We start from the raw sequence: 22,459 nt of genomic DNA on the forward strand, positions 1-22,459 counted from the left end.
TACCGTCATGTACTTAAAGGAGGCGCTCGTGCCGACGCCGGCTCCCGCCGCCCGCAGCGACCGGCGCACCTCCCCGGCCTCCCCTCCCGTGGCACCCCCCGCCACGCCCGCTCCCGCCGCCATCCCCCCGGCGCAGGGAGCCACCCGCCGAAGGGCCACCAACACCCGCATCCCGCTGGTGGCCCTCGGCGGGGTCAGCCTTCTCTGCGGGCTGGACGCGGGGCTGGTCCGGCTGGAGGTCTGGGCACCGCTCGCCTCCCAGCGGGCCGGCGACGTGCACGGCCTGGTCATGGTCCTCGGTTTCCTCGGCACCCTCATCTCCCTCGAACGCGCCCAGGCGCTGGGACGGAACTGGGCCTACCTCGCTCCCGCCCTCTACGGCGCGGGCGCGCTGGCCCTGCTCAGCCCCGCGCCGGTCCAGCTCGGCCAGTTGCTGCACGTCGAGGCCGGCGCGCTCTTCGTTGTGGTCTACGTCGCACTGTGGCGCCGCGCGCCGCGTCCGCTGGTCGCCGTGCAGGTGTTGTCCGCCGTCCTCGCGCTCGGTGGCGCGCTGGTCGCGCTGCTCGTCGACATCCCCTCCGCCCTGCCGTGGCTGGTCGGCTTCGTGGTGCTCACGATCGCCGCGGAGCGCGCCGAACTCGCCCAGCTCGTGATGGGGCCTCGGGCCGACCGCGCTGTGCTCGGGCTCGCGACGGCCCTCACCCTCGCCGTCCTCGCGGCGCTCGTCCTGCCCTTCGGCGACCGGCTGGTCGGGATCGTGCTGGTCGTCACGGGTGGCTGGCTGCTGCGCAACGACGTGGTCCGCCACCAGCTGCGGCTCACCGGCCAGCGGCGCTACCTCGCCACCGCCCTCCTGGCCGGCTACCTCGATCTGGTCCTCGCCGGGCTGGTGCTCACCGGCTTCGGGCTCTACGGCGGCACCGGCCCCTACGACGTGGTCGTCCACGGCGTCTTCCTCGGCTTCGCGGTCTCGATGGTGATGGCCCACGCGCCGGTGATCCTGCCGGCGGTCCTCGGCCGCCCGCTGCCCTACCGGCCGGCACTGTGGGGGCCACTGCTGCTCCTGCACGCGGGGCTCGTCCTGCGGTTCACCGGGGCCCTGGCCGGACTCACCGTCGCCTGGCAGGCCGGCGGGGTGGTCACCGTGCTCGCGATGCTGTCGTTCCTGGTCACCGCCGTCGTCCTGGTGGTGCGGGGATGAACCGTCCCGTCACGCGCGGGCGTTCCCGCCTGCGCGACCTGCCGCTCGTCGGATGGCTCGGCGCGGCGGTCGTGATCGCGCTCTGCCACCGCTGGCTCCCGGACGCCAACTGGCTGATGCTGCACCTGGTACTGCTCGGTGCGCTCACGCACTCGATCGTGGTGTGGAGCTTCCACTTCGCCCAGACCCTGCTCCGCAGCCCCGCGTCCGAGGACCAGGCCCGCAGGCACACCCGTCGGCTCGGCCTCCTCACCGCGGGGGCAGCCATGGTGCTGGCCGGCGTGCCGACCACCTGGTGGCCGCTCACCCTGACCGGGGCGTGCCTGGTCGCGCTCGCGGTCGGCGGGCACGGCTACGAGCTGTTCACCATGCTGCGCCGCGCGCTCCCCTCCCGGTTCCGGGTGACCGTTCGCTACTACGTGTGGGCGGCCGCGTCCCTGCTGGTCGGAGTGGGGTTCGGGGTGACCCTCGCGTGGGGCTGGCCGGACCCCTGGCACGGCCGACTGCTGGTCGCGCACGCGCTGGCCAACCTGCTCGGCTGGGTGGGCCTGACCCTCACCGGCACGCTGCTCACGCTCTGGCCGACCATGCTACGCACGCCGATGGACGCCTCCGCGGAGCGGTGGACGCGGAGCGCCCTTCCGGTCCTCGGTGCCGCCATCATCGTGGGCGTCGCGGGGGCCCTGGCCGGGGTGGGGTGGCTGGCCGCCGCCGGCATCGTCGGCTACCTCGGCGGGCTGGTCCTGTGGGGACGCGGCCTCGTCCGCCCCGCGCTCACCAAGCCGCCCCGCGAGTTCGCGGCCGCCTCCGTCGCCGCGGCGATGCTGTGGCTGGTGATCGGCCTGGCCTGGGCGGGCTGGCTGCTGGCCACCGCTCCGGACTGGACGGCGGTACGGAACGGCTTCGTGTGGCCGGCGGCCGCCCTGGGCGCGGGCTTCGCCGTCCAGGTGCTCACCGGGGCGCTGTCGTACCTGTTGCCGTCGGTACTCGGTGGAGGGCCGAGTGTCGTCCGGGCAGGGCAGGCGTGGTTCAACCGCGCGGGCGCGTTCCGGCTGGTCGTGATCAACGGTGGCCTGGCCCTGTGGCTGCTGCCGACGCCCAGCTGGGTGAAGGTGGCCGGCTCGCTGCTCGCCCTGGCTGCGGCCACCGCGTTCCTGCCGCTGATGGTGCTCGGCCTGCGGGCCAGCATCGCCGCGCGACGCGAGCTCGCCGTGGCGGCCGCCGCCCGGACCGGCGAGGACGGGACCGCCCCGGACACGCCCGCGGCCCCGAAGCCGCAGCCCACACCGGCGCACCCCACGATCTTCACCGCCGGCCAGCTCGTGGCCGGGCTCACCGCGCTGGCGACCGCCGTCGTGGTCGGTGTGGGCGTCGACCCCTCGGTCGCGGCTGCGAGCGGCACGTCGGTCGCCGCGGCGGTCGCGCCGACCGGACGGGTGGTGCGGGTGGAGGTGACGGCGAAGGACATGCGGTTCACCCCCGCCGAGGTCCACGTGAACAGCGGTGACCGCCTGGTCGTCGACCTCGTCAACGCCGACACCACCACCCACGACCTCGTCATCGGGCAGGCCAACAGCGGACGCATCGCCCCCGGCGCCCGCACGGAGCTCGACGCCGGCGTGATCGGCGCGTCCGTGCAGGGCTACTGCTCGATCGTCGGCCACCGGCAGATGGGCATGGTCTTCGACGTGGTGGTGGACGATGCCGCCGCCCCCTCCCCCGCGCCGTCCGCCACGGGCACGGGCACGGGCACCGCCGACCACGACATGACCGGCATGACCGCGCAGCCGACGGCGGCGGCGACCGCGTCCGACGTGGTCGACCCGGTGCTCGCACCGCTGACCGACGAGCGCGAGCACCACCTCACCCTCACGGTCAGCGAGGTCACCCTCGAGGTGGCGCCGGGGGTGTGGCAGCGGCGCTGGACGTACAACGGCTCGCCGGTCGGGCCGACGCTGCACGGCAGGGTGGGCGACGTCTTCGTGATCACGCTGGTCAACGACGGCACGATGGGCCATTCAATCGACTTCCACGCCGGGGCGCTCGCGCCCGACCGCCCGATGCGGACGATCGAACCCGGCCAGACCCTGACCTACCGGTTCACCGCCGGGCGTGCCGGGGTGTGGATGTACCACTGCTCGACGATGCCGATGAGCGCGCACATCGCGGCAGGCATGGCCGGCGCCGTCGTGATCGAGCCGGACGGCCTGGCGGAGGTCGACCGCTCCTACGTCCTCGTGCAGTCCGAGGTGTACCTGCAGACGAAGGCCACCGACGCCGCGTCCGCCACCGAGGTGGACGCCGACCGCGCCCACGCCGCGGGCGAGCCCGACTACGTGGTGTTCAACGGCGTGGCGAACGGTTACGACACCGCGAAGCTCACCGCGCGGGTCGGCGAGCGCGTCCGCTTCTGGGTGCTGGACGTCGGCCCGAACCGGGCGAGCAGCTTCCACGTCGTCGGCGCCCAGTTCGACACCGTCTACCGCGAGGGCGCCTACCTGCTCCGTCACGGGCGGGACGCCTTCGGCACCGACGACGGCGGCTCGCAGGCGCTCGGGCTGGAGCCGGCGGAGGGCGGCTTCGTCGAGACGGTCTTCACCGAGGCGGGCCGCTACCCGTTCGTCACCCACGTGATGGCGGACGCGGAGCGCGGCGCCCACGGCTACGTCCAGGTCGGCGACTGACCGGCCACCCCCACCGCTCCCCCCGGAGCACAACCGAAGGAGACAGGATCAGGATGCAGAAGACGGTTCACCTCGAGAACGCCGGCGTGGGCGGCTGCGCGTGCGGGCACCACGACGAGGGCGACCCGGTCCTCGACGTGCGGGCGATCCCGCACGCCATCCGCCACGCGACGGTGATCGGCGCCTTCGGCGCGATCCCTGCCGGCGGCGCGCTGGTGCTGGTCGCACCGCACAACCCGCTGCCGCTGCTCGGCCAGCTCGCCGCGATCGCGCCGATCGAGGTCGAGTACCTGCGCGAGGACCCCGAGGAGTGGCGGCTCAGGATCACCCGCGAGGGCTGACCGCCGGCCTGAGTCCGATCCTCGCTTCGGCACGAGAGCTTCCCGGCGCTTCCGGGTCATCCACAAGGGCAAGGCCTGGCTGGGAGCCGGGCAGCAGCGTTCGGTGTAGAGGGTCGAGCCGTTCTATGCCCTTCTACTTCCTCGGGGTGGGGGCCGGCCCGGTGCTGGCTCTGACGACGAGCTGGACGGGCAGGGGGTTGTGCCGTTGGGGGTGGTCGGGGTCCATGGCGAGGAGCCCGGCGAGGCGGCCCTTCTTCGTGATCGGTTGGTGCAGGGTCGTGAGGCCGAGGAAGTTCGCGTCCGGGATGTCGTCGAACCCGCAGATCGAGATGTCGCGGCCGGGTTCGAGGCCACGCGCCCGGACGGCGTCGAGGATGCCGAACGCGAGCACGTCGCTGAGGGCCACGATCGCGGTCGGCCTGGCCTGGACGTCGAGGGCCTGCCCGGCGGCGGTGCGGCCGGCGGCGCGGGTGTTGGCGCCGGCGCGGACGACGCGCAGGGCGCGGGGGGTGAGTTCGTCCCAGATGCCGCGGATCCGCTCGCTCTCGTAGGAGCCCTCGACCAGGCCGGGGACGGGCCGGTCGGGATGGTAGGCCCACTCGTCGACGCCGCCGGTGCTGGCGCCGGCAGCGACGACCACGATGTCGCGGTGGCCCAGCCGGAAGAGGTGCCGCGCGACCAGTTGGGCGGCACTGGCGTCGTTGATGCCCACCCAGTCGCCGTCCTCGCAGCGCCGGGTCCGCACGATCCGCACCCCGCGCCCGCGCAGCATCTCGATGCCGGTCTGGCTGGCCACGGTCGAGTTCGCGACCAGGGCGTCGATCGGGGCTCGTTGCAGCGCCTGGGTCGCGCCGTCCCCGACCGGTGCCTTCAGCAGCAGCACCGACGCCCCGAACTGTTCGACGGACTCGCTCAGCCCGGCGAGGAAGATGACCGAGTAGGGGTCGGAGAACGCCGTGGCGAGCTCGCCGCCGAACAGGAACCCGCAGACGTCGTTGCGGCCCGAGCGGAGCGCCCGGCCGGCGACGCTGGGCCCGGCGTAGCCGAGTTCCTCTGCGGTCGCGAGGATCTGGTGACGCAGCTCCGCCGAGAGCTGGTCGGGCCGGCTGTAGGCGTTGGAGACGGTGGCGACCGACACCCCGATCTGGTGGGCGAGGGTCTTCATCGTCACCGGCGACTCTGCTGGCAGCACCATCCCGACCACTTCCTCAATCGATACAGAGGACGCTAATCTTAATCGATACAGAAGACAAGCCGCAGGGGCTGCCCGGCCGCTCCCAGAAGCCGGCAGCCCACGAACCTCGGCAGTGCTGCCGGAAGGGAACCACGCATGGAGAGCATCACCAAGAACCGCCAGTCGCCGGAGACGCTGCGGCGGATGGTCGCCCGGGCGTACGGCCCCGACCAGGTCGTCGATTCCGACGACTTCGCCGTGGAGCTGGGGCACGGCTGGTTCAACGTCGCCTACCGGATCGGGTTGCGGGACGGCCGGCAGGTCGTGCTGAAGATCGCGCCACCGCCGGGGGTCAGCGTGATGACCTACGAGCACGACATGATGCGCAACGAGGTCGCCGCGCTCGAGCTCGTCCAGGCCCACACCGGCGTCCCGGTCCCCGCAGTCGACCATTTCGACGACTCGCTCGAGCTGTGTGACGCGCCGTGGTTCTTCATGCCGTTCATCGAGGCCGACAACTTCGGGATCCTCGCCGAGGAGGGCGCGCTGAGCCCGGAGCAGACCGAGTCGTACAACGAGCAGCTCGGCGCGATGAACGCCGCGCTGAACTCGATCGTCGGGCCGCACTACGGTCCGCTCGCCGGGCCCGGCTTCCCGACCTGGCGGGACGCGTTCGCGTCCATGATCTCCGACGTGCTCGAGGACGGGGAACGCGCCGGACTGGACCTGGGCTGGGACTACGCGCTGGTGCGGCAGGTGATCGCGGACCACCTGCCGGTGCTCGACGCGATCACCGAGCCCCGCTTCGTCGAGTGGGACCTGTGGAACAGCAACACGATGGTCCGCGAGGGACGGATCGTGGCGATCATCGACCACGAACGTGCCTTCTACGGCGACCCGCTGATCGAGGCCGGGTTCACCGCCATCGACCTGCCCGCGTTCGGCGATCCGGCCGCGTTCATGCGCGGCTACGGCCACTCCGCCCTCACCGAGGCCGAGCAGCATCGCCGGCGCCTCTACACCCTGTACCTGATCCTGATCATGATCATCGAGACGCACTACCGCGGCCACGAGACCCCGGCGCAGTACGACTGGGCCCGCGCGCAGCTGGACCAACTGATGGGCGCGTTCGGCCACACCGAATGACCGCCTCCCTGGACAGCGCCGACGCTCTCGGCACCCAGCCGGTCGGCCGGGTGCTGTGGCACGCCTGCTCACAGACCACGCTCTCGGTCGGGGTGTACGGCATCTACGCGCTGACCAACGCCTGGTTCGTCGCCCGCGGCGTCGGCGAGACCGCCCTCGCCGCGGTGAATCTGGTCGCGCCCGTCCTGCTCCTGCTCGGCGCGGTCTCCACCACCGTCGGGGTCGGCGGCGCCTCCCTGGTCTCCCGCAGCCTCGGTGCCCGCCGTCCCCAGGATGCCGCCCACGCCGCGGGCAACGCGTTCGTCGTGTTCTGGACCACGGCGGTCGCGGTCACCGTGATCGGGCTGTGGGCTCTCGACCCGCTCCTCGCGATCCTCGGCGCGACCGGCGACACGCTCGCCTACGCACGTCCCTACGCCACCGTCATCATCGCCGGCGCCATCTTCTCCACCGGCTTCTCCGCGCTGGTCCGCGCCGAGGGCCGGCTCCGGTTCTCCACCCTGCTCTGGGTGATCCCGGTCCTGGTTCAGATGACCCTCGACCCGCTGTTCATCTACGGGCTCGGCCTCGGCGTCACTGGAGCCGCCCTCGGCACCGTCGGCGGACAGATGGTCTCCGCCGGCATGGCCGTCTGGTTCTTCTTCCTCCAACGCCGCCGGCCCTACCGGATCACCGCGGCCGACCTGCGCCCCCGACTGGGCATGATCGGCGCCCTGCTCGGGATCGGCGCCCCGTCCTTCCTCGCCGGCCTCGGCGCCACGGTGCTGATCGTGCTGATCAACGCCCGCCTCGCCACCAACACCCTGGTCCCCGCCGCCGTCGCCCTCGCAGCGTTCGCGGTCACCGCCCGCATCCAGACCTTCATCGCCATGCCCCAGACCGGCATCACCCAGGGCGTCCAACCCGTCGTCGGCTACAACCACGGTCAGGGCTCCACCCATCGGGTCGCCCGCGCCCGCACCCTCGCCCTGCGCGCCACCGTCCTCTACGGGGCCGGCACCGGCCTGCTGGTCGCGCTCACCGCGGACCCGCTCACCCGGCTCTTCGTCACCGATCCCCAGACCGTCGCCACCGCCACCGAGGCCTTGCGGATCGTCGCCATCACCTTCACCTTCGCCGGGATCCCGCCCCTGGTCTCGGCCTACTTCCAGGCCATCGGACGCCCCGTCCCCTCCTACCTGATCTCGATCGGAACCCTCCTCGCGATCAAGATCCCCCTGGTCGCCGTCCTGTCGGCGTGGGGACCACTCGGGATCTGGGCCAGCATCCCCGCTGGAGAAGCCCTCTCCGCCGTCGCGGCCCTCCTCATCCTGCGACACCACGCGCACAGGGGCGAGTCAGCGGACGATGGACGGCGCTTCGCCCGCAACGCCTAGACCAGCCAACCCCCGGGGCGGTCACAGCGGCAGGAGCAGCGGCACCATCAGGACGCTGACGAGCCCCACCACCAGCGTGAAGGGCGTCCCGATCTTCACGAAGTCGCTGAACCGGTAGCGTCCGGGTTCGACGACCAGGGTGTTGACCGGGGACGAGATGGGGGTCATGAACGCGGCGGACGCGGCCAGCATCACGGTCATCGCGAACGGGTAGGGGGAGGCCCCCAACTGGGGCGCGACGGCGATCGCCACGGGTGCCATCAGGACGGCCGTGGCCGTGTTCGACACGAACAGCCCGATCGCCGCCGTGGCGACGAAGATCGCGGCCAGCACCACCCGGGGCCCCGCGCCGCCCACCGCCGACAGCAGGCCCTGTGCGGCGAGGTCGATACCACCGGTCTTCTCCAGTGCCTGGGCGAACGGGAGCATGCCGACAATCAGCAGCAGGGTGGGCCAGTGGATCGCGCGGTAGGCGGTCGGCATGTCGATGCAGCCGCTGGCTCCCATCAGCAGGCAGGCGATCAGCGCGGCGAGCACATTCGGCACGGCGCCGGTGACCATCAGCACCACCATCACCAGCAGGCTGAGCACCGCGTACAGCCAGCGGCTACCGGCGGGCGCCGCCTCCGCGGCCTCCTCCGGCGTGTCCAGCAGGACGAAGCGGGACGCGCGGCCCCCGACCCGCTGGATGGCCGGCCACTGTCCGACCACCAGGAGGGTGTCGCCCACGTCCAGCCGCTGCTCCGGTCGGAGTTCACCCCCGGGTCTCCCCTTGTGCCGGACACCGATGACGGTGACCTGGTAGGTCCCCTCCAGGTCGAGGTCTCCGATCCTGGCTCCGGCAGCGGCAGAGTTGGGCGGCACGAGGAGTTCCGCGATGCCGAGCCGTCGAGAGATCTGGGTGAACTTCGACGTGCTGATGCCGACCTCCTCCAGCCCGAGATCGCGCAGCGTCGCCTCCGGCGGCAGCGCACCGGTGACCGTGATCACGTCACCGACGGCGAGCCGCAGGCCGGCGTCGGCGGCGACCACCGAGCGCTGCCACTGCGGACCACGCTCCGCGTTGAGGACGGTGATCCCGTACCGCGTCGCCAGCCGGGAGTCCGCGAGCCGCTGGTCGGCCAGTTCGGAGCCCGGCAGCACGCGCAGGCGCTCCTTGCCCTCGTCCAGACCGTAGGCCGCGAGGAGGTCGGGGATCGTCCGGCGCCCCTCGGCCGTCGAGTTCTCGGCGTCGCCGCCGAGGCGTCCCCGCATCAGCAGCAGGTAGCCGACCCCCAGCACCAGCACCACCAGCCCGAACGGCGTCGGGGCGAAGAAGCCGAACGGCTCGAGCCCGTGCCGGACGAGTTCGGCGTTGACGACGAGGTTGGGGGCGGTCGCGATCAGGGTGAGCATGCCGCTGATCAGACCGGCGAAGCTGAGCGGCATCAGCAGCTGACGCGACGACGTCCCCAACTGCTTGGCCACGGCCAGTGCGACCGGGACGAAGATCGCCACCACGCCGGTCGAGCTCATCACGGAGCCGAGCAGCGCCACGGCCAGCATCAGCAGCACGAGCAGCCGGGCGCCGGAGGAGCCGGCGTTGGCCGCCAGCCAGTCCCCGATGCGGTAGGTCACCCCGGTCCGCGTCAAGCCCTCGCCCACGACGAACAGCGCGGCAATCAGGATCACGTTCGGGTCGGCAAAGCCGGACAGCGTCTCCGGGACGGTCAGGACGCCGGTCAGCGGCAGGGCGACCAGCACCAGCAGCGCGACCACGTCCATCCGCGGGCGGCCGATCACGAACAGGACGATCGCCGCCACCAGCAGGGCGAGCACGATCACCAGCTGCGCGTTCATCCCGACTCCGAGCAGTTCGGCACGCGGTCACGCTACTTGCTCACGATGGCGAGCCCGAAGGTGTCCGTCCGATCGCTGGGCGGGACGTGCTCTCAGAGCAAGGACGGACGGTCCGGGGAGAGACGGGAACTCACCGCGGCGCCGGCCAGCGTGCCCAGGGCGATCGCGACCATCGTGGAGGCGGTCGTGAGCAGGGTGTTCACCCCGGCGGCGTTCCCGTCGAGGATGCTCGCCACACCCACCAGGCCCAACGACCCGGGGACGAGCAGCCAGAACGCCGGCAGGAAGCTCACCAGCGCCGCCGGCCCGGACGGCTGGCGGGCCACCAGCGCGGCCACCGGGGTCATCGCGAACGCCCCGACGAAGGCTGACAGGGCGCCGCCGAACAGGATGTCGCCGAGCACCTGGGCGCTGTAGGCCACGTACAGCACGAGCAGGATCCAGCCGATCGAACGCAGCCGTCCGCACTGGTGGACGACGATGCCGACCCCGAACACGGCCACCGCCACCCACGGTCCGACCGGGCCGATCGGTTGGGCCGAGCCGACCAGCTCGAGCCGGGGGACGCCCACGAGGGCGGCGGCGCCCACGATCCCGACGGCCAGCAGGACCAGCTGCATCGCGCCCGCGGCCACCCGTCCGGCGCCCGACATCATGTGCTGGGTGGTCAGTTCCAGCGCCCCGATGGTGAGCAGTCCACCGGGGAGGAAGATCACCAGCGGCCCGATCACCGACGGCAGCAGACCCGGGTCGTGGCCGGCGGTGGTCAGCAGCAGGACGACCAGGGTGACCACGAACGCCGAGCCGACCGTGACCAGGGCCCGGAACTGTTCCCGCAGCCGTTCGGCGGAGATCTGGGCCCATCCGACCCCCGCGCCCAGCACCGTCGACAAGCCCGTTCCACCCCACGAGGCACCGAGCAGGACGGCGATCCCCGCCGACGCCGCGACGTAGGCGAGCACCCGCACGGCCAGCGGGTACGGCTCGGGCATGGCCCGGATCCCGGCGATCCGCGCCGTGATCGCGCTGGCACGCGTCGGCGTCGTGCGTGCTTCCACGACGAGGTCGTCCAGGGCGTCGGTCTGGCTGAAGAACAGCTCGCGGCGTCCGCTGGAGACAGCTCCCGTCCGCACGTCGCCGAGACCGCGCGCAGAGACGATCAGCGCCGTCGGAAAGGCCACGATCTCGGTGGCCGGGTAGCCGTTGGTGGCCGAGATCTCCTCCAGCGACTGCCGGACGGCCGCCATGGAGTAGCCCGCGTCCGTCATCGCCTCGCCGATCGCCTCCAGCGCGGCGAGCGCCGCCGCCGACTCGTCGCCTGCCGGCGGGGGAGGCGCGGGAGCCGGCGTCCGCCGAATCGCCGCACGACTCTGCCTCCTGCGCAGGACGAGTCCGATCGCCAGGCCTGCCACCAGTGCGACGACCGCCGGCACCCACGAGGTCGGCGACGCCGGAGGGTCGGCCAGCGCAGGCGGCACGGGCTCCAGCTCTCCGATGGTCGGACCACCCGTGGGCGCGGGGCTCGGCGACACCGTCGACGGAGGGGGCGGCAGGGCCGAGGTCGCGGTCGGCGTCGGGGTCGGGACGCTCGGTGGCTCCGATGCCGGCGGGGACGGCTCGTCCGACGTCGGGTCCTCGGTCGGGGTGGCCGATTCGCCCGGCTCGGCCTCGGTCGCCTCATCGGTGGGCGACGGTTCCGCCGGCGCTGACGTGGCCGTCTCCTGGGGCAGGGGAACACCAGGAGCGGCGGACGCGGGCGTCCCACCGAGCCCCACCGCGAGCAGGACCAGCGTGAGGGCGACGGCGGGGCCACGCCACCAGCTGCCCACGTCGGGCTCCTCTCCACGAACTGGTCCGAGCCTATGGCCACCGTCCCTCACCTCGGCGGCGGGGCCCAGGCGGATCATGCCCGACGTCGGCGCGCTCGGCGAACCAGGTGTCCACCGGCCTCGGCGGGACCCCCACCAGCGCTGCTGGATCACTATCGTGAGCACCGGTAGTCGAGTTGCCGCAGTCTTCCGCCGATCAAGATGGGGCCACCGCCGTGACAGCACCAGCGCCAGCCGCCAACGCCGCCGAGTCATCAAAGTTGCTGGACTGGATCGAGCGGGTCGGCAACAAGGTGCCGAACCCGACGATCATGTTCGTCTATCTCATCGGCATCGTCGCCCTCCTGTCGGCCGTGCTGTCCCTGGCGGGAGTGAAGGTCACCGACGAGATGGTGGTCCCGGTGCCCAAGGACGAGTTCAGCCAGATCAACGAACACCTGGGCGGCACCTGGTCGATCTATGACTCGGTGACGGGCGAGCCCGCCGAGGTACCCGACTTCGTCGTTAAGGAACAGACGATCGCGGTGCGCAGCCTGATCTCGGTGGAGGGCGCCCGGTTCTTCTTCTCGTCCTTCGTCGACAACTTCGCGGGCTTCGGCGTGGTGGCGGTCGTGCTGGTCTCGATGGCCGGCGTCGGGGTCGCCGAGCACGCAGGCCTGATGGGGGCCCTGATCCGCACCATCGTCCGGGTGGCGCCCGCCCGCTGGTTGACGTTCATCCTGATCTTCGTCGGCGTCCTGTCCTCGGTGGCGACCGACGCGGGCTACCTCATCCTGGTGCCGCTCGCTGCGGCCGCCTTCTACTCGGTGGGGCGGCATCCGCTGGCCGGGTTGGCGGCCGCGTTCGCCGGCGTGGGCGGCGTGTTCGCCGCGAACCTCCTGCTGACCCCGTCCGACGCCATGCTCACAGAGGTCACCAACTCTGTGCTGACCAGCCTGAACATGCCTGCGCTGGAGATCACGCAGAACTTCTACTTCTCGATCGTCTCCTCGATCGTGATGGCTGCGGTGGTGTGGCTGGTCACGGTGAAGATCACCCAGAAACGCCTGGGGACCTTCGAGGGCGCCGACGGCAGTTTCCACGCCGACGAGGAGGTGGACGAGGCCGCCGAGGCGAAGGGCCTGCGCACGGCCGGAATCTGGGTGGGAGTGTTCGCCCTGATCGTGCTGGCGCTGACGCTGCCGCCGGGCGCGCCGCTGCGCGATCCGGCGACCGGGAACATCATCGGCAACACGCCGTTCATGGCGTCCCTGGTGTTCGTGATCTCGCTGGCGTTCATGGTCGCAGGGCTCGGCTACGGACGGGGAGCGAAGACGCTGCAGGGCGGCAACGCTGCAGTGGCGGCGATCACCAAGACGTTCGCCAGCCTCGGCGGCCTGCTGTTGATGTTCCTGATGATCGCCCAGTTCATCGCCCTCTTCAACTGGTCGAACCTGCCCACCGTGGCCGCGGTGTCCGCCGCCGAGGTGCTCACCCAGGCCAACGTGCCGGCGATCGTCCTGCTGCTCGCGTTCATCCTGGTGATCGTGGTGCTCGACTTCATCCTGCCGGGCCTCGTGCCCAAGTGGGTGATCTTCGCCCCGGTCTTCATCCCGATCTTCGCCCAGCTCGGCGTGGCCCCGCAGACCCTGCTCGCCGCCTACCGGGTCGGTGACTCCCCGGTGAACGTGCTCACCCCGCTGATGGTGTACCTGCCGTTCATGGTGACCGTCGCGCAGCGCTACAAGAAGGACGCCGGCATCGGCACGATCATCTCCCTGATGCTGCCCTACGCCGGCGCGATCCTCGTGAGCTGGACGGTGCTGTACGCCGTCTGGTTCGGCCTCGGCATCCCCTGGGGCCCCGGCGCCCCCGTGAACCTGCCCTGATCGAGGCGGATCGCCCACCCCACGGCGACGCTGTCGCGCGTCTCAACCAAGAGCCACTGAGCTCGGCAGGACCGCTCCAGAAGTAACAGCGCCACCGGAGGTCCGCACGAGATCCGTGAGCAAGGCGACCAGCTCGTCCCCGGTGACCTGCCACTTCTCCGTCTCCAGCTGGCCTGCTCGCTCCATACCTGCCACCCCCAACGTCCCGCTGAGCAGGAGCGCGCCGAGCGGTCTGGCGCGATGCTCGCCCGCGACTGCGGCGACCATGGGCAGGAACTCATCCTGCGACGTGAGCGCGGCCGTGGCGAGGGCCGCAGGATCGCCTTTCGGAACGCGAAACATCAGAGCGTGCAGATGTGGATGCGACCGGGCGATCTCGAGCATCGCCAGGAGTGCGCTGGTGAGTCGCTGGTGCGGCGCCAGCTCGGCGTCCGCGCGCAGCGCGGCGAGCTGGACGGCGAGACGCTGCCAGCTGGCGATCGCCACCGCCGTCAGCAACTCGTCCTTGTCGGCGAAGTGACCGTAGGGAGCGCCTCGGGACACTCCCGCTCGAGCACCCACCGCCCGCAGCGTCACCGCGTCCGGCCCGCCTTCGTCGAGCAGTTCCGCCGTGACGTCCAGGAGTGCGCGCCTCGTCGCGGCGGCGGAGTCGGAGCGTGAGGTCACGGTCGTGATTCTAGTTGACGTTGTCAGGTGAGAGCGCTACCGTGCCCATATGACAATGTCACATGAGGAACTCGTCGTTGTGAGTGGCGCCTCGACCGGCATGGGGGCTGCGACCGCCCGGGAACTCGCCCGTCGCGGCTACCACGTCCTTGCCGGTGTCCGGAACGAGCAGGCAGCAGGGCTCATCCGCGGCGAGGGCATCGAGCCGGTCATGCTGGACATCACGAATCCGGAGCACGTGGCTGCGCTCGCGAAACGCGTCCACGAGGACGCGCGACCGCTCCGCGCCCTGATCAACAACGCGGGGATGGCCGCCAACGCGCCCGTCGAGACGCTGCCGCTGCCGGTGTGGCGGACGATGTTCGAGGTGAATCTCTTCGGGCACATCGCGATGATCCAGGCATTGTTGCCGGAGCTTCGCGCCAGCCGTGGCCGGATCGTGAACATCAGCTCGACCGGCGGCAGGATTGTGGTCCCCGCCTTCGGCGCCTACAGCGCGACCAAGTTCGCCGTCGAGGCGATGAGCGACGCACTCCGCCGAGAGGTCGCCCGCCAGGGGGTCAGCGTGGTGGTCGTGCAGCCCGGTGCGGTCAGGACCGAGATGGGTGCGACGGGAACTCGCACCGCGAACGACCTCCTCGACTCCACGAGCACGGAGAGTCGGGGACGCTACACCGACGTCATGAAGGCCTTCTTCGCGCAGGCCACCGAGTTCGGCCGCAGCGGAATGCCTGCCGAGAGAGCGGGCAAGGTCATCGCCGACGTGGCAACGACCAAGCGCCCCCGGACCCGATACACGATCGGACGCGACGGCGCGACGTTCACCCTGCTCTCACGCCTGCTCTCCGATGGGATGCTCGATCACGCCCTCGCGGCCAACGAGCGTCGCCTGCTCGCCCACGCCGCCCCGGAGTGACCCGGGACGCCGCAGCTTCTGCACCTGAACTCACCCCCCACATGGATATCCGGCCGCGGACACAGGAAACGACCCTCCCGAGACTTGCTCGGGAGGGGCGTTCACCCTTGTCATGGCGGAGGTGCGGGGGTGTGAACCCCGGATCGGGCTTAAGCCCGAAACCCGCTTAGCAGTAGGGCGAGCGACCGTTCCAGTACGTCCGGACATGACCGGGACTAGCCGTTTCGCGGGACTTGCGGAAAGCGACGAACGGGAGCGGACGCGAGCAAATGAGACGAGAACTGAGACTACGCATCATCGGTTTCGCCGTCGGCGACGTTCGATTCCTTCAGTCGTCGGCGATATCGCTGAAGCGCTGCTTCCAGTAGCCGGGACGTTGCCTCTCATGGGCGTAGGCCAGAATGACCGGCTCACCGTCCCGGACGAAGTAGACCACCCGATAGTGAAACCGCTCCGTCGCCTTGCTCCGCACGACCGGTTCGGAGTCCCAGCCAGCCAGCGGCGGCCAGCCGTCCGGGTACTGCTCAATCGAGGCGATTGCCTCGGCGACGACGCCGAACAGGGCGTGACCGAGGCCGGGCTCGATCAGTTCGAGATGCTCCGCGGCAGCGAACAGCTCCGCGGCTGCCTCCGGGTGTTCGGGGTGGATTGACGTCACTGGGCGGCAGCTGGGTACTTCGCAGCGAACCGGGCGCGCGTCGCCTCGAAAGATCCCAGCTCGGCCCCACCCTCGAGCGCGTCAGCAAGACGGCCGGCGACCTCTTCGCGCCATGCGGTGTCGATATCGTCCTGGGAGTCGTCGGAGGCGCCACCGTCCAGGCTGATCAAGGCTGCGTGCACCACCGCCGCGCGGTCATGCGGAGGCAGCGCCAACAGCGCCCGCTCAACGTCCACGACCTCCTGTGCCATGAGAAGAGTCTACGACGCGGCCCTGACACCGACCCCAGACGACCGCGGTGTTCGACGGCCAGGGGTGCGGCCGGGAAGTCGCGTCCGACCACCACTCCATCCGATCGACGCACCTCAAGTCGGGTGGTCGAAAGGGGGCGACGACCGAGCCCATCTTCAGGCCTCTCGGGCAAACCGATTGGGAGGAGCCGAGTGTCTTGCACCGGCAGAACGGCCGCTCAAGCCAGCATCGCGATCAGCGGCAGAGTCGGATGTCCGATGGCAGGGAACGCGTGCTGGGGTGTTTGGCGGTTCCAAGGCGAAACTAGAGGCCGACCTGCTTGTTCCAGTCGCGCATACTCATCCCCACCCGCTCCACGTCGGGGAGGGCGAGCGAGCCGCTGTGCATGATCACGTTGCGCGACCGTTCTAGCGTCGCGAATAGCGACGTCGCCCAATCGATACGCCGCACGTACGGTTCGAAGAGGTCCCAGTTCTGCTGCAAGATGTTCGGGATGTGGCCGAGTTCCGTGTAGTCGAGAAGCGAGTCGCCTCGCACGCCATGCCACTTGGTCTTCTCCTCCTCGTCGCGGCGGGATTCGGCGAACTTGCGTATCTTCTCGGAAACCCCCTTCTCCCACCACTCCTCACCGAACGCATCCATCAGAACGCGGGTCACGAACCTCCGAGCCGAACTCTCGAACGCGGCGATCGCGGTATACACGATGGCCATTTGTCGCGCACCCTCGAGGTCCTCAACCTCCAGGAGTTCGAGACTCAGGGCCTCCGCTATCGCCTGGGATTGTGCGGCATCAACGGACCTACGATTTCGGCCCGCGCTGTCGAGCGCTTCTTCAGTGAGCATGGCACGGTAGACAAAGTCGTACAGGCCGTCCGTCGCGCTCATCGGAGGTGATCGCGCAAGGCCTTGAAGAGCGCGTTGTACACGGCAGGGTCGCGCGACTCTGGCAGGTGAAGATTGATGTTGTAGGTCAGGCTTCCGAAGATCGGAGAATCCTTCGCTGGCGCTGGTGGAGGTAGCCGCATCTGCCCGGTGTTCTGGTCTCCGCTTCCGTTGTTGTCGTTGCCATCATTGGCGCCGTCGAGCTTCTCGACCTGATCTGTCGAGGACGGGGTAGAGAAGTCAGCCTCCTTCACCAACGTGGTGAAGGTCCCGGCCATCTGAGTTAGCACCCGATCCGTGAACGCCCCCTCGGAGAGAGTCTTCATCTTGTTCTTCACGTCGTTGGTCGACATGGTGTGGGCGTTCTTGTTCACCCGGAAGAGATCGGCGTAGGCGTCCCGCAGGCCGGCCGCGAGAACCAGGGCGGACTGTGTCTGATCGAGGTACGCGTGATACCGCCGCTGGGGGAGGCCGGATTCATCGAGGAAGCCTAGAGCCTTCAAGACGTTTATCACCGTGCGGTCATTAGAGCTGGGGAAGCCAAGACCCTCAAGGAACTTCTGGGTGAAGCGTTCGGGCGCTTGGGCTCCCTGTATCGCCTTCAAGATCGCCGGGAGGTTCTTGAACGACGTGAGATAGGCCGTTGGAAGACTCATACATGTGAGTGTATGTGCCAGCACATGCATCTTCGAGGCGAAGACAAATAGTCGCTCTCTGGCATCGAGACGGGCTCCGCTTTCCTGACCTCTGCCCCAGCCGGCGGAGTCGGACATTGCGTCGCTAGGCGAGGCATACCTATGCGCATGCGGTCGCCTCGGTAGTGGGACGTTGAAAGCCCAACATCCGCTCCTCGGCAGATCCGGTCGTATCACCTGCGCATCCCCAGCGAGCGGGCGCGGGTCGGGATGAGCGAGCGTACTCCCAGGCCCTGACTCCAGCGGAGCGACCAGGACTCTCCGCGAAACACATGTCGTTGCTCATCATCGATTCGAACAGGGCAGACGCACCCGGACCACCCGTGAACACCAGATCGAGCTGTCCGCTGGCGTTCACTGGCGCCCGGCACTCTTCGCGCACGTCCGCCGGTGACCGCCAACTGAGACCAAGAACTGAGACTAAGCCCCTCCGCGAGCAAGGAACGCCCCTCCCGAGACTTGCTCGGGAGGGGCGTTCACCCTTGTCATGGCGGAGGTGCGGGGATTTGAACCCCGGATCGGGTTTAAGCCCGAAACCCGCTTAGCAGGCGGGCGCCATAGACCGGACTAGGCGACACCTCCAGACCGTGGGCCAGCCTACAAGGCGCCGATCCGACGGAGCAAAGCGGGGCCGTTACCGGCCCGCCGTTCGAGTCGCGAGGGGTCGTCCCCGGGCACGGAAAATCGATTTGGCCGGACCCGGTAACCTTGATCCGGCTCTTCTTCTGTAGTAAGGAACCCCTTTGACCCAAGATCCTTCAGCGCCCGACGGCGCACGCCGCGCCGCGGAACCGGAGGCGGGAAGTACCGCCGGCCCCGCACGACGCGCCGCAGACGGCCGGAGCTTCTCTGGTTCCCTCGGGTGGACGGTGCTCGGTGCCGTCATCCCCGGCCTCGGCCTGTGGCGAGCCGGACGGCGGGTCGCCGGCGGCATCCTGATGGGTCTGTTCGTCGTGGTCATCGGCGGGCTCGCCGGCCTCTACTTCACGAACCGGAACCTGGTCGAGAGCACCGTCCTCGCCCCGGGCGCGCTGCAGGGCATCGCGATCGGCCTGGTCGTCGTTGCCGTCGCCTGGGTCGCGGTGATCGGGATCAGCCACCTCGTGCTGCGTCCGGCCAACCCGTCCACCGGCCAGCGCGCAGCCGGCGCGGCCGTCGTGGGCGTCCTCTCCTTCGTCGTCGCGGCTCCGATGGCCGTCGGCGCCAACCTCGCCTGGACGACCGGCAGCCTGCTCGACAGCGTGATCGGCACCGACGAGACCCCGAACTCCACCCAGCCCACGATCAATGCCGCGGACCCCTGGAAGGACAAGGACCGGCTCAACATCCTGATCATCGGCGGCGACTCCGGCACCGGCCGCGCGGCGTCCGAGGGCGACCGGACCGACACCGTGATCGTCGCGTCCATCGACACCCACACCGGCGCGACCACCCTGTTCACGCTGCCCCGCAACACCGAGAAGATGCCCTTCCCGAAGGACTCGCCCCTCTCGAAGTACTACCCGAACGGCTTCACGTCCGGCAGCACCGACCTGTACACCCGGTCGCAGTACCTGCTGAACGCGATGTACCGCGTCGTGCCGACCGTGGTCCCCCACGACGTCCTGGGCAAGACCAAGGACTTCGGCGCGAGCGTGATGAAGGTCTCCGTCGGCTACGCCCTCGGCCTCGACATCGACTACTACGTCAAGGTCAACATGGACGGGTTCAAGGACTTCATCAACGCCATTGGCGGCATCACGGTCAACATCAACTACAAGATCCCGATCGGCGGCCAGACCGACGCCGGCATCGCGCCCGACGGCTACCTCAAGCCCGGCCCCAACCAGCACCTGATGGGCCACGACGCCCTGTGGTACGCCCGCGGTCGCTACGGCCTCGACGACTACAAGCGCATGGAACGCCAGCGTTGCGTGATCAACGCGGTCGTGCAGCAGACCACGCCCGCGACCGTGCTGGCGAACTTCCAGTCCATCGCCGCCGCCGGCGAGAAGACCATCACCACCGACGTGCCGCGCTCGCTCCTGACCGACCTGGTCGACCTGGGCGTCAAGGTGAAGGGCACCAAGCTGCGCAGCATCGTGTTCGATCCGTCCTCCGGCTTCAGCAGCCCCGATCCCGACTGGACCGCGGTGCGCAAGAAGGTCCAGAAGGCGCTCAAGGAGACCGCCGCAGGGATCGAGGAGACCGCGTCGCCGTCAGCCACGGCTTCGTCCACCGCCTCCGCGTCGGCCACGCCCACCAAGAAGGCGACGAACAAGGCCAAGAGCGACGACCTCGAGCAGATCTGCGCGTACCACCCGGAGAGCTGACCCGGCTCCTCCTTGCTCCCGAAAGGCGGCCTTGCTCCCGGAATCCGGGGAGCAAGGCCGCCTTTCGGGAGCAAACGCGAGAATTCGGGGGCGGGGGAACGGGCAGCAGGGACGGCGGCTCAGGCGCCGTAGCCGCGGTTCGCGTCCAGACGGCGGCTGATGTCCTCGCCGAGGGCGTCGAGATCGGCCATGGCGCCGCGCGCGACGACGAGCTGCACGCGGGTCCCGTCCTTGTGGTGGATCGAGATCCGGTCGACGCCGCGGGTCACCCGCACGACATCAGCCCAGAGCCCGGACTCGGTCGCCTCCCGTCCCTGGAGGACGTAGCCGTCCTCGTCGAGTACGGCGTGGACGCGCGTCGCCCGCGCCACCCACACCGAGGCCCCGAACAGCCCGAGGCCGGCGCCGACGACGATCAGGCCCGCGGCGAGCAGCCAGACGTTCGACTCGAGCAGCTCCGCCATCAGGATGACCAGAACGCCCACCAGCATCATCACCGCGGCGAGCGCGAGCGCGCGCAGCGGCGGACGCTGTCGCACCTGGTGCATGGAAGCAGGCACTCGTTCCCCTCCGTCGGCGTGCTGCGCGGCGAGGGTGGGATTCGAACCCACGGAGCCGTGAAGCTCGGCCGCTTTCAAGGCGGCTGCACTAGTCCACTATGCGACCTCGCCGGATCGGCTCATCCTAGTCACAGCGGCTGTGCGTCGCGTCCCTCGTCACCCTCCCGCGGGCCGATTATCCACCACCGGGTGAGATCCTGGCGAGAGCGACCGTGGGAAGCTGGAACCATGCGCACCATCACCGTCACCGAACCCGGCGGACCCGAGAACCTGGCCGTCGCGGACGCAGCAAGGCCGACCGCGGGCCCCGGGCAGATCGTCATCAGGGTCGTCGCCGCGGGCGTGAACCGGGCTGACCTGCTCCAGCGCCAGGGCCACTACCCGCCGCCGCCGGGAACCAGCGAGGTGATCGGGCTCGAGGTGTCCGGCACAGTGGACCAGGTCGGCGCCGACGTCACCGGGTGGACGGTCGGGGACGCGTGCGCGGCGATCCTCGCCGGCGGCGGCTACGCCGAGTACGTCCTCGTCCCTGCCGGCCAGGTGATCGCGCCACCACGCGGCGTCGACCTGGTCAGCGTCGCAGGGCTGGTCGAGGTCGCCGCCACCGTGGTCTCCAACTTCGACCACGTCCACCTCTCCGCCGGCGAGACGGTCCTGGTCCACGGCGGCGCCGGCGGCATCGGCACGTTCGCTCTCCAGTACGCCCGCGCGCTCGGCGCCCGCGTCCTGACCACGGCCGGGTCGGCGGAGAAGCTCGCGCTGTGCCGCGAGCTCGGCGCGGACGTGGCGATCGACTACCACGACGACTGGCCCGCCGCCGTGAGGGACGCGACCGGTGGCCGCGGCGCGGACGTGATCCTGGACGTGATGGGCGCCAAGTACCTGGAGGCCAACGTCGCCAGCCTCGCCACGGACGGACGCCTCGTCGTGATCGGCCTGCAGGGCGGACGCAAGGGCACCCTCGACCTGAACCTCCTGCTAACCAGGCGCGCCACCGTGACCGCGACCAGCCTGCGCGGGCGTCCGGTCGAGCAGAAGGCGGCCATCTGCGCCGCCGTGGCCGAACGGGTCTGGCCGCTGGTCGAGTCGGGCGAGATCCGGCTCGCGCCCGAGACCCGGTTCCCGCTCGAGGCCGTCGCCGAGGCCCACCGCCGGCTGGAGTCCGGCGAGAACACCGGCAAGGTGATCCTGACGCTGTAGGAGCGCCCCGGCGCTGGGCCCGGACACCTCTCCCCGGCACAGACGCTCCCGGACTTCGCAGAAGCTCCCGAAATTTCGGGAGCTTCTGCGTGTTTCGGGAGCGTTTGTGAGGGGGCCGGCCGCGCGGACGGTTGGCACGGGGGACGGTTCTTTCGCACCCGGCACGAAAGAACCGTCCCCTCGTGCCGGGTCAGACCTCGCGGAGCAGGCCGGTGGCCACGTCGAAGACGAAGCCGCGGATCGCGTCCTTGTGGACGATGAACGGGCTCGCCGTGATTCGGGCGATCGACTGGCGGACGTCGACGTCGAGGTCGGTGAACGACTCGGCGGCCCATTCGGGCTTGATCCCGGTCTCGGCCTGGATGCCCGCCTTGAACTCGTCGTCGGTGAACGTGAGCATCCCGCAGTCCGTGTGGTGGATCAGGATGATCTCGGTCGTGCCGAGCAGCCGCTGGCTGATCGCCAGCGAGCGGATCTCGTCGTCGGTCACGACGCCGCCCGCATTGCGGATGACGTGCGCCTCCCCGTCCCCGAGGCCGAGGAGCGCGTAGACGTTGAGCCGCGCGTCCATGCAGGCCACCACGGCGACATGGCGGGACGGCGGCAGCGGCAGCGGGCCCGAGAAGGACGCGGCGTACTCGGCGTTGTGGGACAGGTATTCGTCGGTGACGGACATGGTGGTACCTCCGGACAGGGAATGGCGGGTAGGACGGGGCCTCCCGTGCCGGGTGGCGGATGGGTGGCGTGGGTGACGGGTTCGTCAGTGCGCGGGACCGCCCGGTGCTGCCGGCGCGGCGCTGGTGCTGCTCAGGTCAGAGGGCACGCCGACATCGGCGGCCGACGGTGAGCGTGGAGCACAT

19 protein-coding genes and 2 tRNA genes are annotated in these 22,459 nt (G+C 70.2%); 9 read left to right on the plus strand and 12 right to left on the minus strand.

Annotated elements, in window-relative coordinates; translation table 11 throughout:
• Nucleotides 1–28: 28 nt before the first annotated feature.
• Genes QM779_RS12070 through QM779_RS12080 form a run of 3 tightly spaced genes read left to right on the plus strand, consistent with a single transcriptional unit; the run spans nt 29 to nt 4,226 of the window.
• Nucleotides 29–1,201: a hypothetical protein gene (locus QM779_RS12070; protein WP_428535512.1), complete on the plus strand. Its 1,173-nt coding sequence runs from the start codon at nt 29–31 to the stop codon at nt 1,199–1,201.
• Nucleotides 1,198–3,885 (plus strand): multicopper oxidase domain-containing protein, encoded by a 2,688-nt coding sequence (locus QM779_RS12075; protein WP_428535514.1) that lies wholly within the window; start codon nt 1,198–1,200, stop codon nt 3,883–3,885. The genes QM779_RS12070 and QM779_RS12075 overlap by 4 nt, the downstream gene beginning before the upstream one ends.
• A 53-nt stretch (nt 3,886–3,938) precedes the next feature.
• Nucleotides 3,939–4,226, plus strand: coding sequence for a DUF2249 domain-containing protein (locus QM779_RS12080; RefSeq protein WP_428535516.1), 288 nt, complete (start codon nt 3,939–3,941; stop codon nt 4,224–4,226).
• 133 nt (nt 4,227–4,359) lie between these two features.
• Here QM779_RS12080 and QM779_RS12085 read toward each other — a convergent pair whose 3' ends face one another.
• Nucleotides 4,360–5,421: a LacI family DNA-binding transcriptional regulator gene (locus tag QM779_RS12085; protein WP_428535518.1), complete on the minus strand. Its 1,062-nt coding sequence runs from the start codon at nt 5,419–5,421 to the stop codon at nt 4,360–4,362.
• A 135-nt stretch (nt 5,422–5,556) separates the two neighbouring features.
• On the opposite strand from QM779_RS12085, the gene QM779_RS12090 reads away from it, so the two are divergent.
• Both QM779_RS12090 and QM779_RS12095 read left to right on the plus strand, forming a co-directional pair.
• Nucleotides 5,557–6,546 carry a phosphotransferase family protein gene (locus QM779_RS12090; RefSeq protein WP_428535520.1) on the plus strand — a complete coding sequence of 330 codons (990 nt, stop codon included), beginning with the start codon at nt 5,557–5,559 and terminating at the stop codon, nt 6,544–6,546.
• Nucleotides 6,543–7,922, plus strand: a complete 1,380-nt coding sequence (locus QM779_RS12095; RefSeq protein ID WP_428535522.1) for an MATE family efflux transporter — start codon at nt 6,543–6,545, stop codon at nt 7,920–7,922. The genes QM779_RS12090 and QM779_RS12095 overlap by 4 nt, the downstream gene beginning before the upstream one ends.
• A 21-nt stretch (nt 7,923–7,943) precedes the next feature.
• On the opposite strand, the gene QM779_RS12100 is transcribed toward QM779_RS12095, so the two are convergent.
• Together QM779_RS12100 and QM779_RS12105 are read right to left on the minus strand one after the other, a co-directional pair.
• Nucleotides 7,944–9,761 (minus strand): SLC13 family permease, encoded by a 1,818-nt coding sequence (locus QM779_RS12100; RefSeq protein WP_428535524.1) that lies wholly within the window; start codon nt 9,759–9,761, stop codon nt 7,944–7,946.
• 92 nt (nt 9,762–9,853) lie between these two features.
• Nucleotides 9,854–11,590, minus strand: a complete 1,737-nt coding sequence (locus QM779_RS12105; RefSeq protein WP_428535526.1) for a threonine/serine ThrE exporter family protein — start codon at nt 11,588–11,590, stop codon at nt 9,854–9,856.
• A gap of 215 nt (nt 11,591–11,805) precedes the next feature.
• On the opposite strand from QM779_RS12105, the gene QM779_RS12110 reads away from it, so the two are divergent.
• The gene (locus tag QM779_RS12110) at nt 11,806–13,458 is read left to right on the plus strand and encodes an AbgT family transporter (protein ID WP_428535528.1); all 1,653 of its coding nucleotides are present in this window, start codon (nt 11,806–11,808) and stop codon (nt 13,456–13,458) included.
• 42 nt (nt 13,459–13,500) lie between these two features.
• Here the strand turns inward: QM779_RS12110 and QM779_RS12115 are convergent, their stop codons facing one another.
• Nucleotides 13,501–14,124 (minus strand): TetR/AcrR family transcriptional regulator, encoded by a 624-nt coding sequence (locus tag QM779_RS12115; protein WP_428535530.1) that lies wholly within the window; start codon nt 14,122–14,124, stop codon nt 13,501–13,503.
• Nucleotides 14,125–14,173: 49 nt separating this feature from the next.
• Between QM779_RS12115 and QM779_RS12120 the strand changes: the two genes are divergently transcribed.
• Nucleotides 14,174–15,040, plus strand: a complete 867-nt coding sequence (locus tag QM779_RS12120; RefSeq protein ID WP_428535532.1) for an SDR family oxidoreductase — start codon at nt 14,174–14,176, stop codon at nt 15,038–15,040.
• A gap of 328 nt (nt 15,041–15,368) precedes the next feature.
• Here the strand turns inward: QM779_RS12120 and QM779_RS12125 are convergent, their stop codons facing one another.
• The 5 genes from QM779_RS12125 to QM779_RS12145 all read right to left on the minus strand — a co-directional run bounded on the left by QM779_RS12125 (nt 15,369) and on the right by QM779_RS12145 (nt 18,109).
• Nucleotides 15,369–15,698, minus strand: coding sequence for a type II toxin-antitoxin system RelE/ParE family toxin (locus QM779_RS12125; protein ID WP_428535534.1), 330 nt, complete (start codon nt 15,696–15,698; stop codon nt 15,369–15,371).
• Nucleotides 15,695–15,949: an addiction module protein gene (locus QM779_RS12130; protein ID WP_428535536.1), complete on the minus strand. Its 255-nt coding sequence runs from the start codon at nt 15,947–15,949 to the stop codon at nt 15,695–15,697. Before QM779_RS12130 ends, QM779_RS12125 begins: the two co-directional genes overlap by 4 nt.
• 304 nt (nt 15,950–16,253) lie before the next feature.
• A complete protein-coding gene (locus tag QM779_RS12135; protein ID WP_428535538.1) occupies nt 16,254–16,835 on the minus strand; it encodes a Swt1 family HEPN domain-containing protein in 582 nt (193 codons plus the stop codon).
• Entirely contained in the window at nt 16,832–17,488 is a 657-nt protein-coding gene (locus tag QM779_RS12140; protein ID WP_428535540.1) for a DUF5343 domain-containing protein, read from the minus strand. The genes QM779_RS12135 and QM779_RS12140 overlap by 4 nt, the downstream gene beginning before the upstream one ends.
• Nucleotides 17,489–18,015: 527 nt before the next feature.
• A tRNA-Ser gene (locus QM779_RS12145) sits at nt 18,016–18,109 on the minus strand.
• A 287-nt stretch (nt 18,110–18,396) separates the two neighbouring features.
• Between QM779_RS12145 and QM779_RS12150 the strand changes: the two genes are divergently transcribed.
• Nucleotides 18,397–19,839: an LCP family protein gene (locus tag QM779_RS12150; protein WP_428535542.1), complete on the plus strand. Its 1,443-nt coding sequence runs from the start codon at nt 18,397–18,399 to the stop codon at nt 19,837–19,839.
• 119 nt (nt 19,840–19,958) lie between these two features.
• Here QM779_RS12150 and QM779_RS12155 read toward each other — a convergent pair whose 3' ends face one another.
• The gene (locus QM779_RS12155) at nt 19,959–20,387 is read right to left on the minus strand and encodes a hypothetical protein (protein ID WP_428535544.1); all 429 of its coding nucleotides are present in this window, start codon (nt 20,385–20,387) and stop codon (nt 19,959–19,961) included.
• A gap of 38 nt (nt 20,388–20,425) precedes the next feature.
• Nucleotides 20,426–20,510, minus strand: a tRNA-Ser gene (locus QM779_RS12160).
• Nucleotides 20,511–20,627: 117 nt separating this feature from the next.
• On the opposite strand from QM779_RS12160, the gene QM779_RS12165 reads away from it, so the two are divergent.
• On the plus strand, nt 20,628–21,599 hold the full coding sequence (locus QM779_RS12165) for an NAD(P)H-quinone oxidoreductase (protein WP_428535546.1): 972 nt from the start codon (nt 20,628–20,630) through the stop codon (nt 21,597–21,599).
• 190 nt (nt 21,600–21,789) lie between these two features.
• On the opposite strand, the gene QM779_RS12170 is transcribed toward QM779_RS12165, so the two are convergent.
• Nucleotides 21,790–22,275, minus strand: coding sequence for a beta-class carbonic anhydrase (locus QM779_RS12170; protein ID WP_428535548.1), 486 nt, complete (start codon nt 22,273–22,275; stop codon nt 21,790–21,792).
• Nucleotides 22,276–22,459: the final 184 nt, after the last annotated feature.

It is taken from the genome of Propionicimonas sp., assembly GCF_049840635.1.
Lineage (GTDB): Bacteria > Actinomycetota > Actinomycetes > Propionibacteriales > Propionibacteriaceae > Propionicimonas.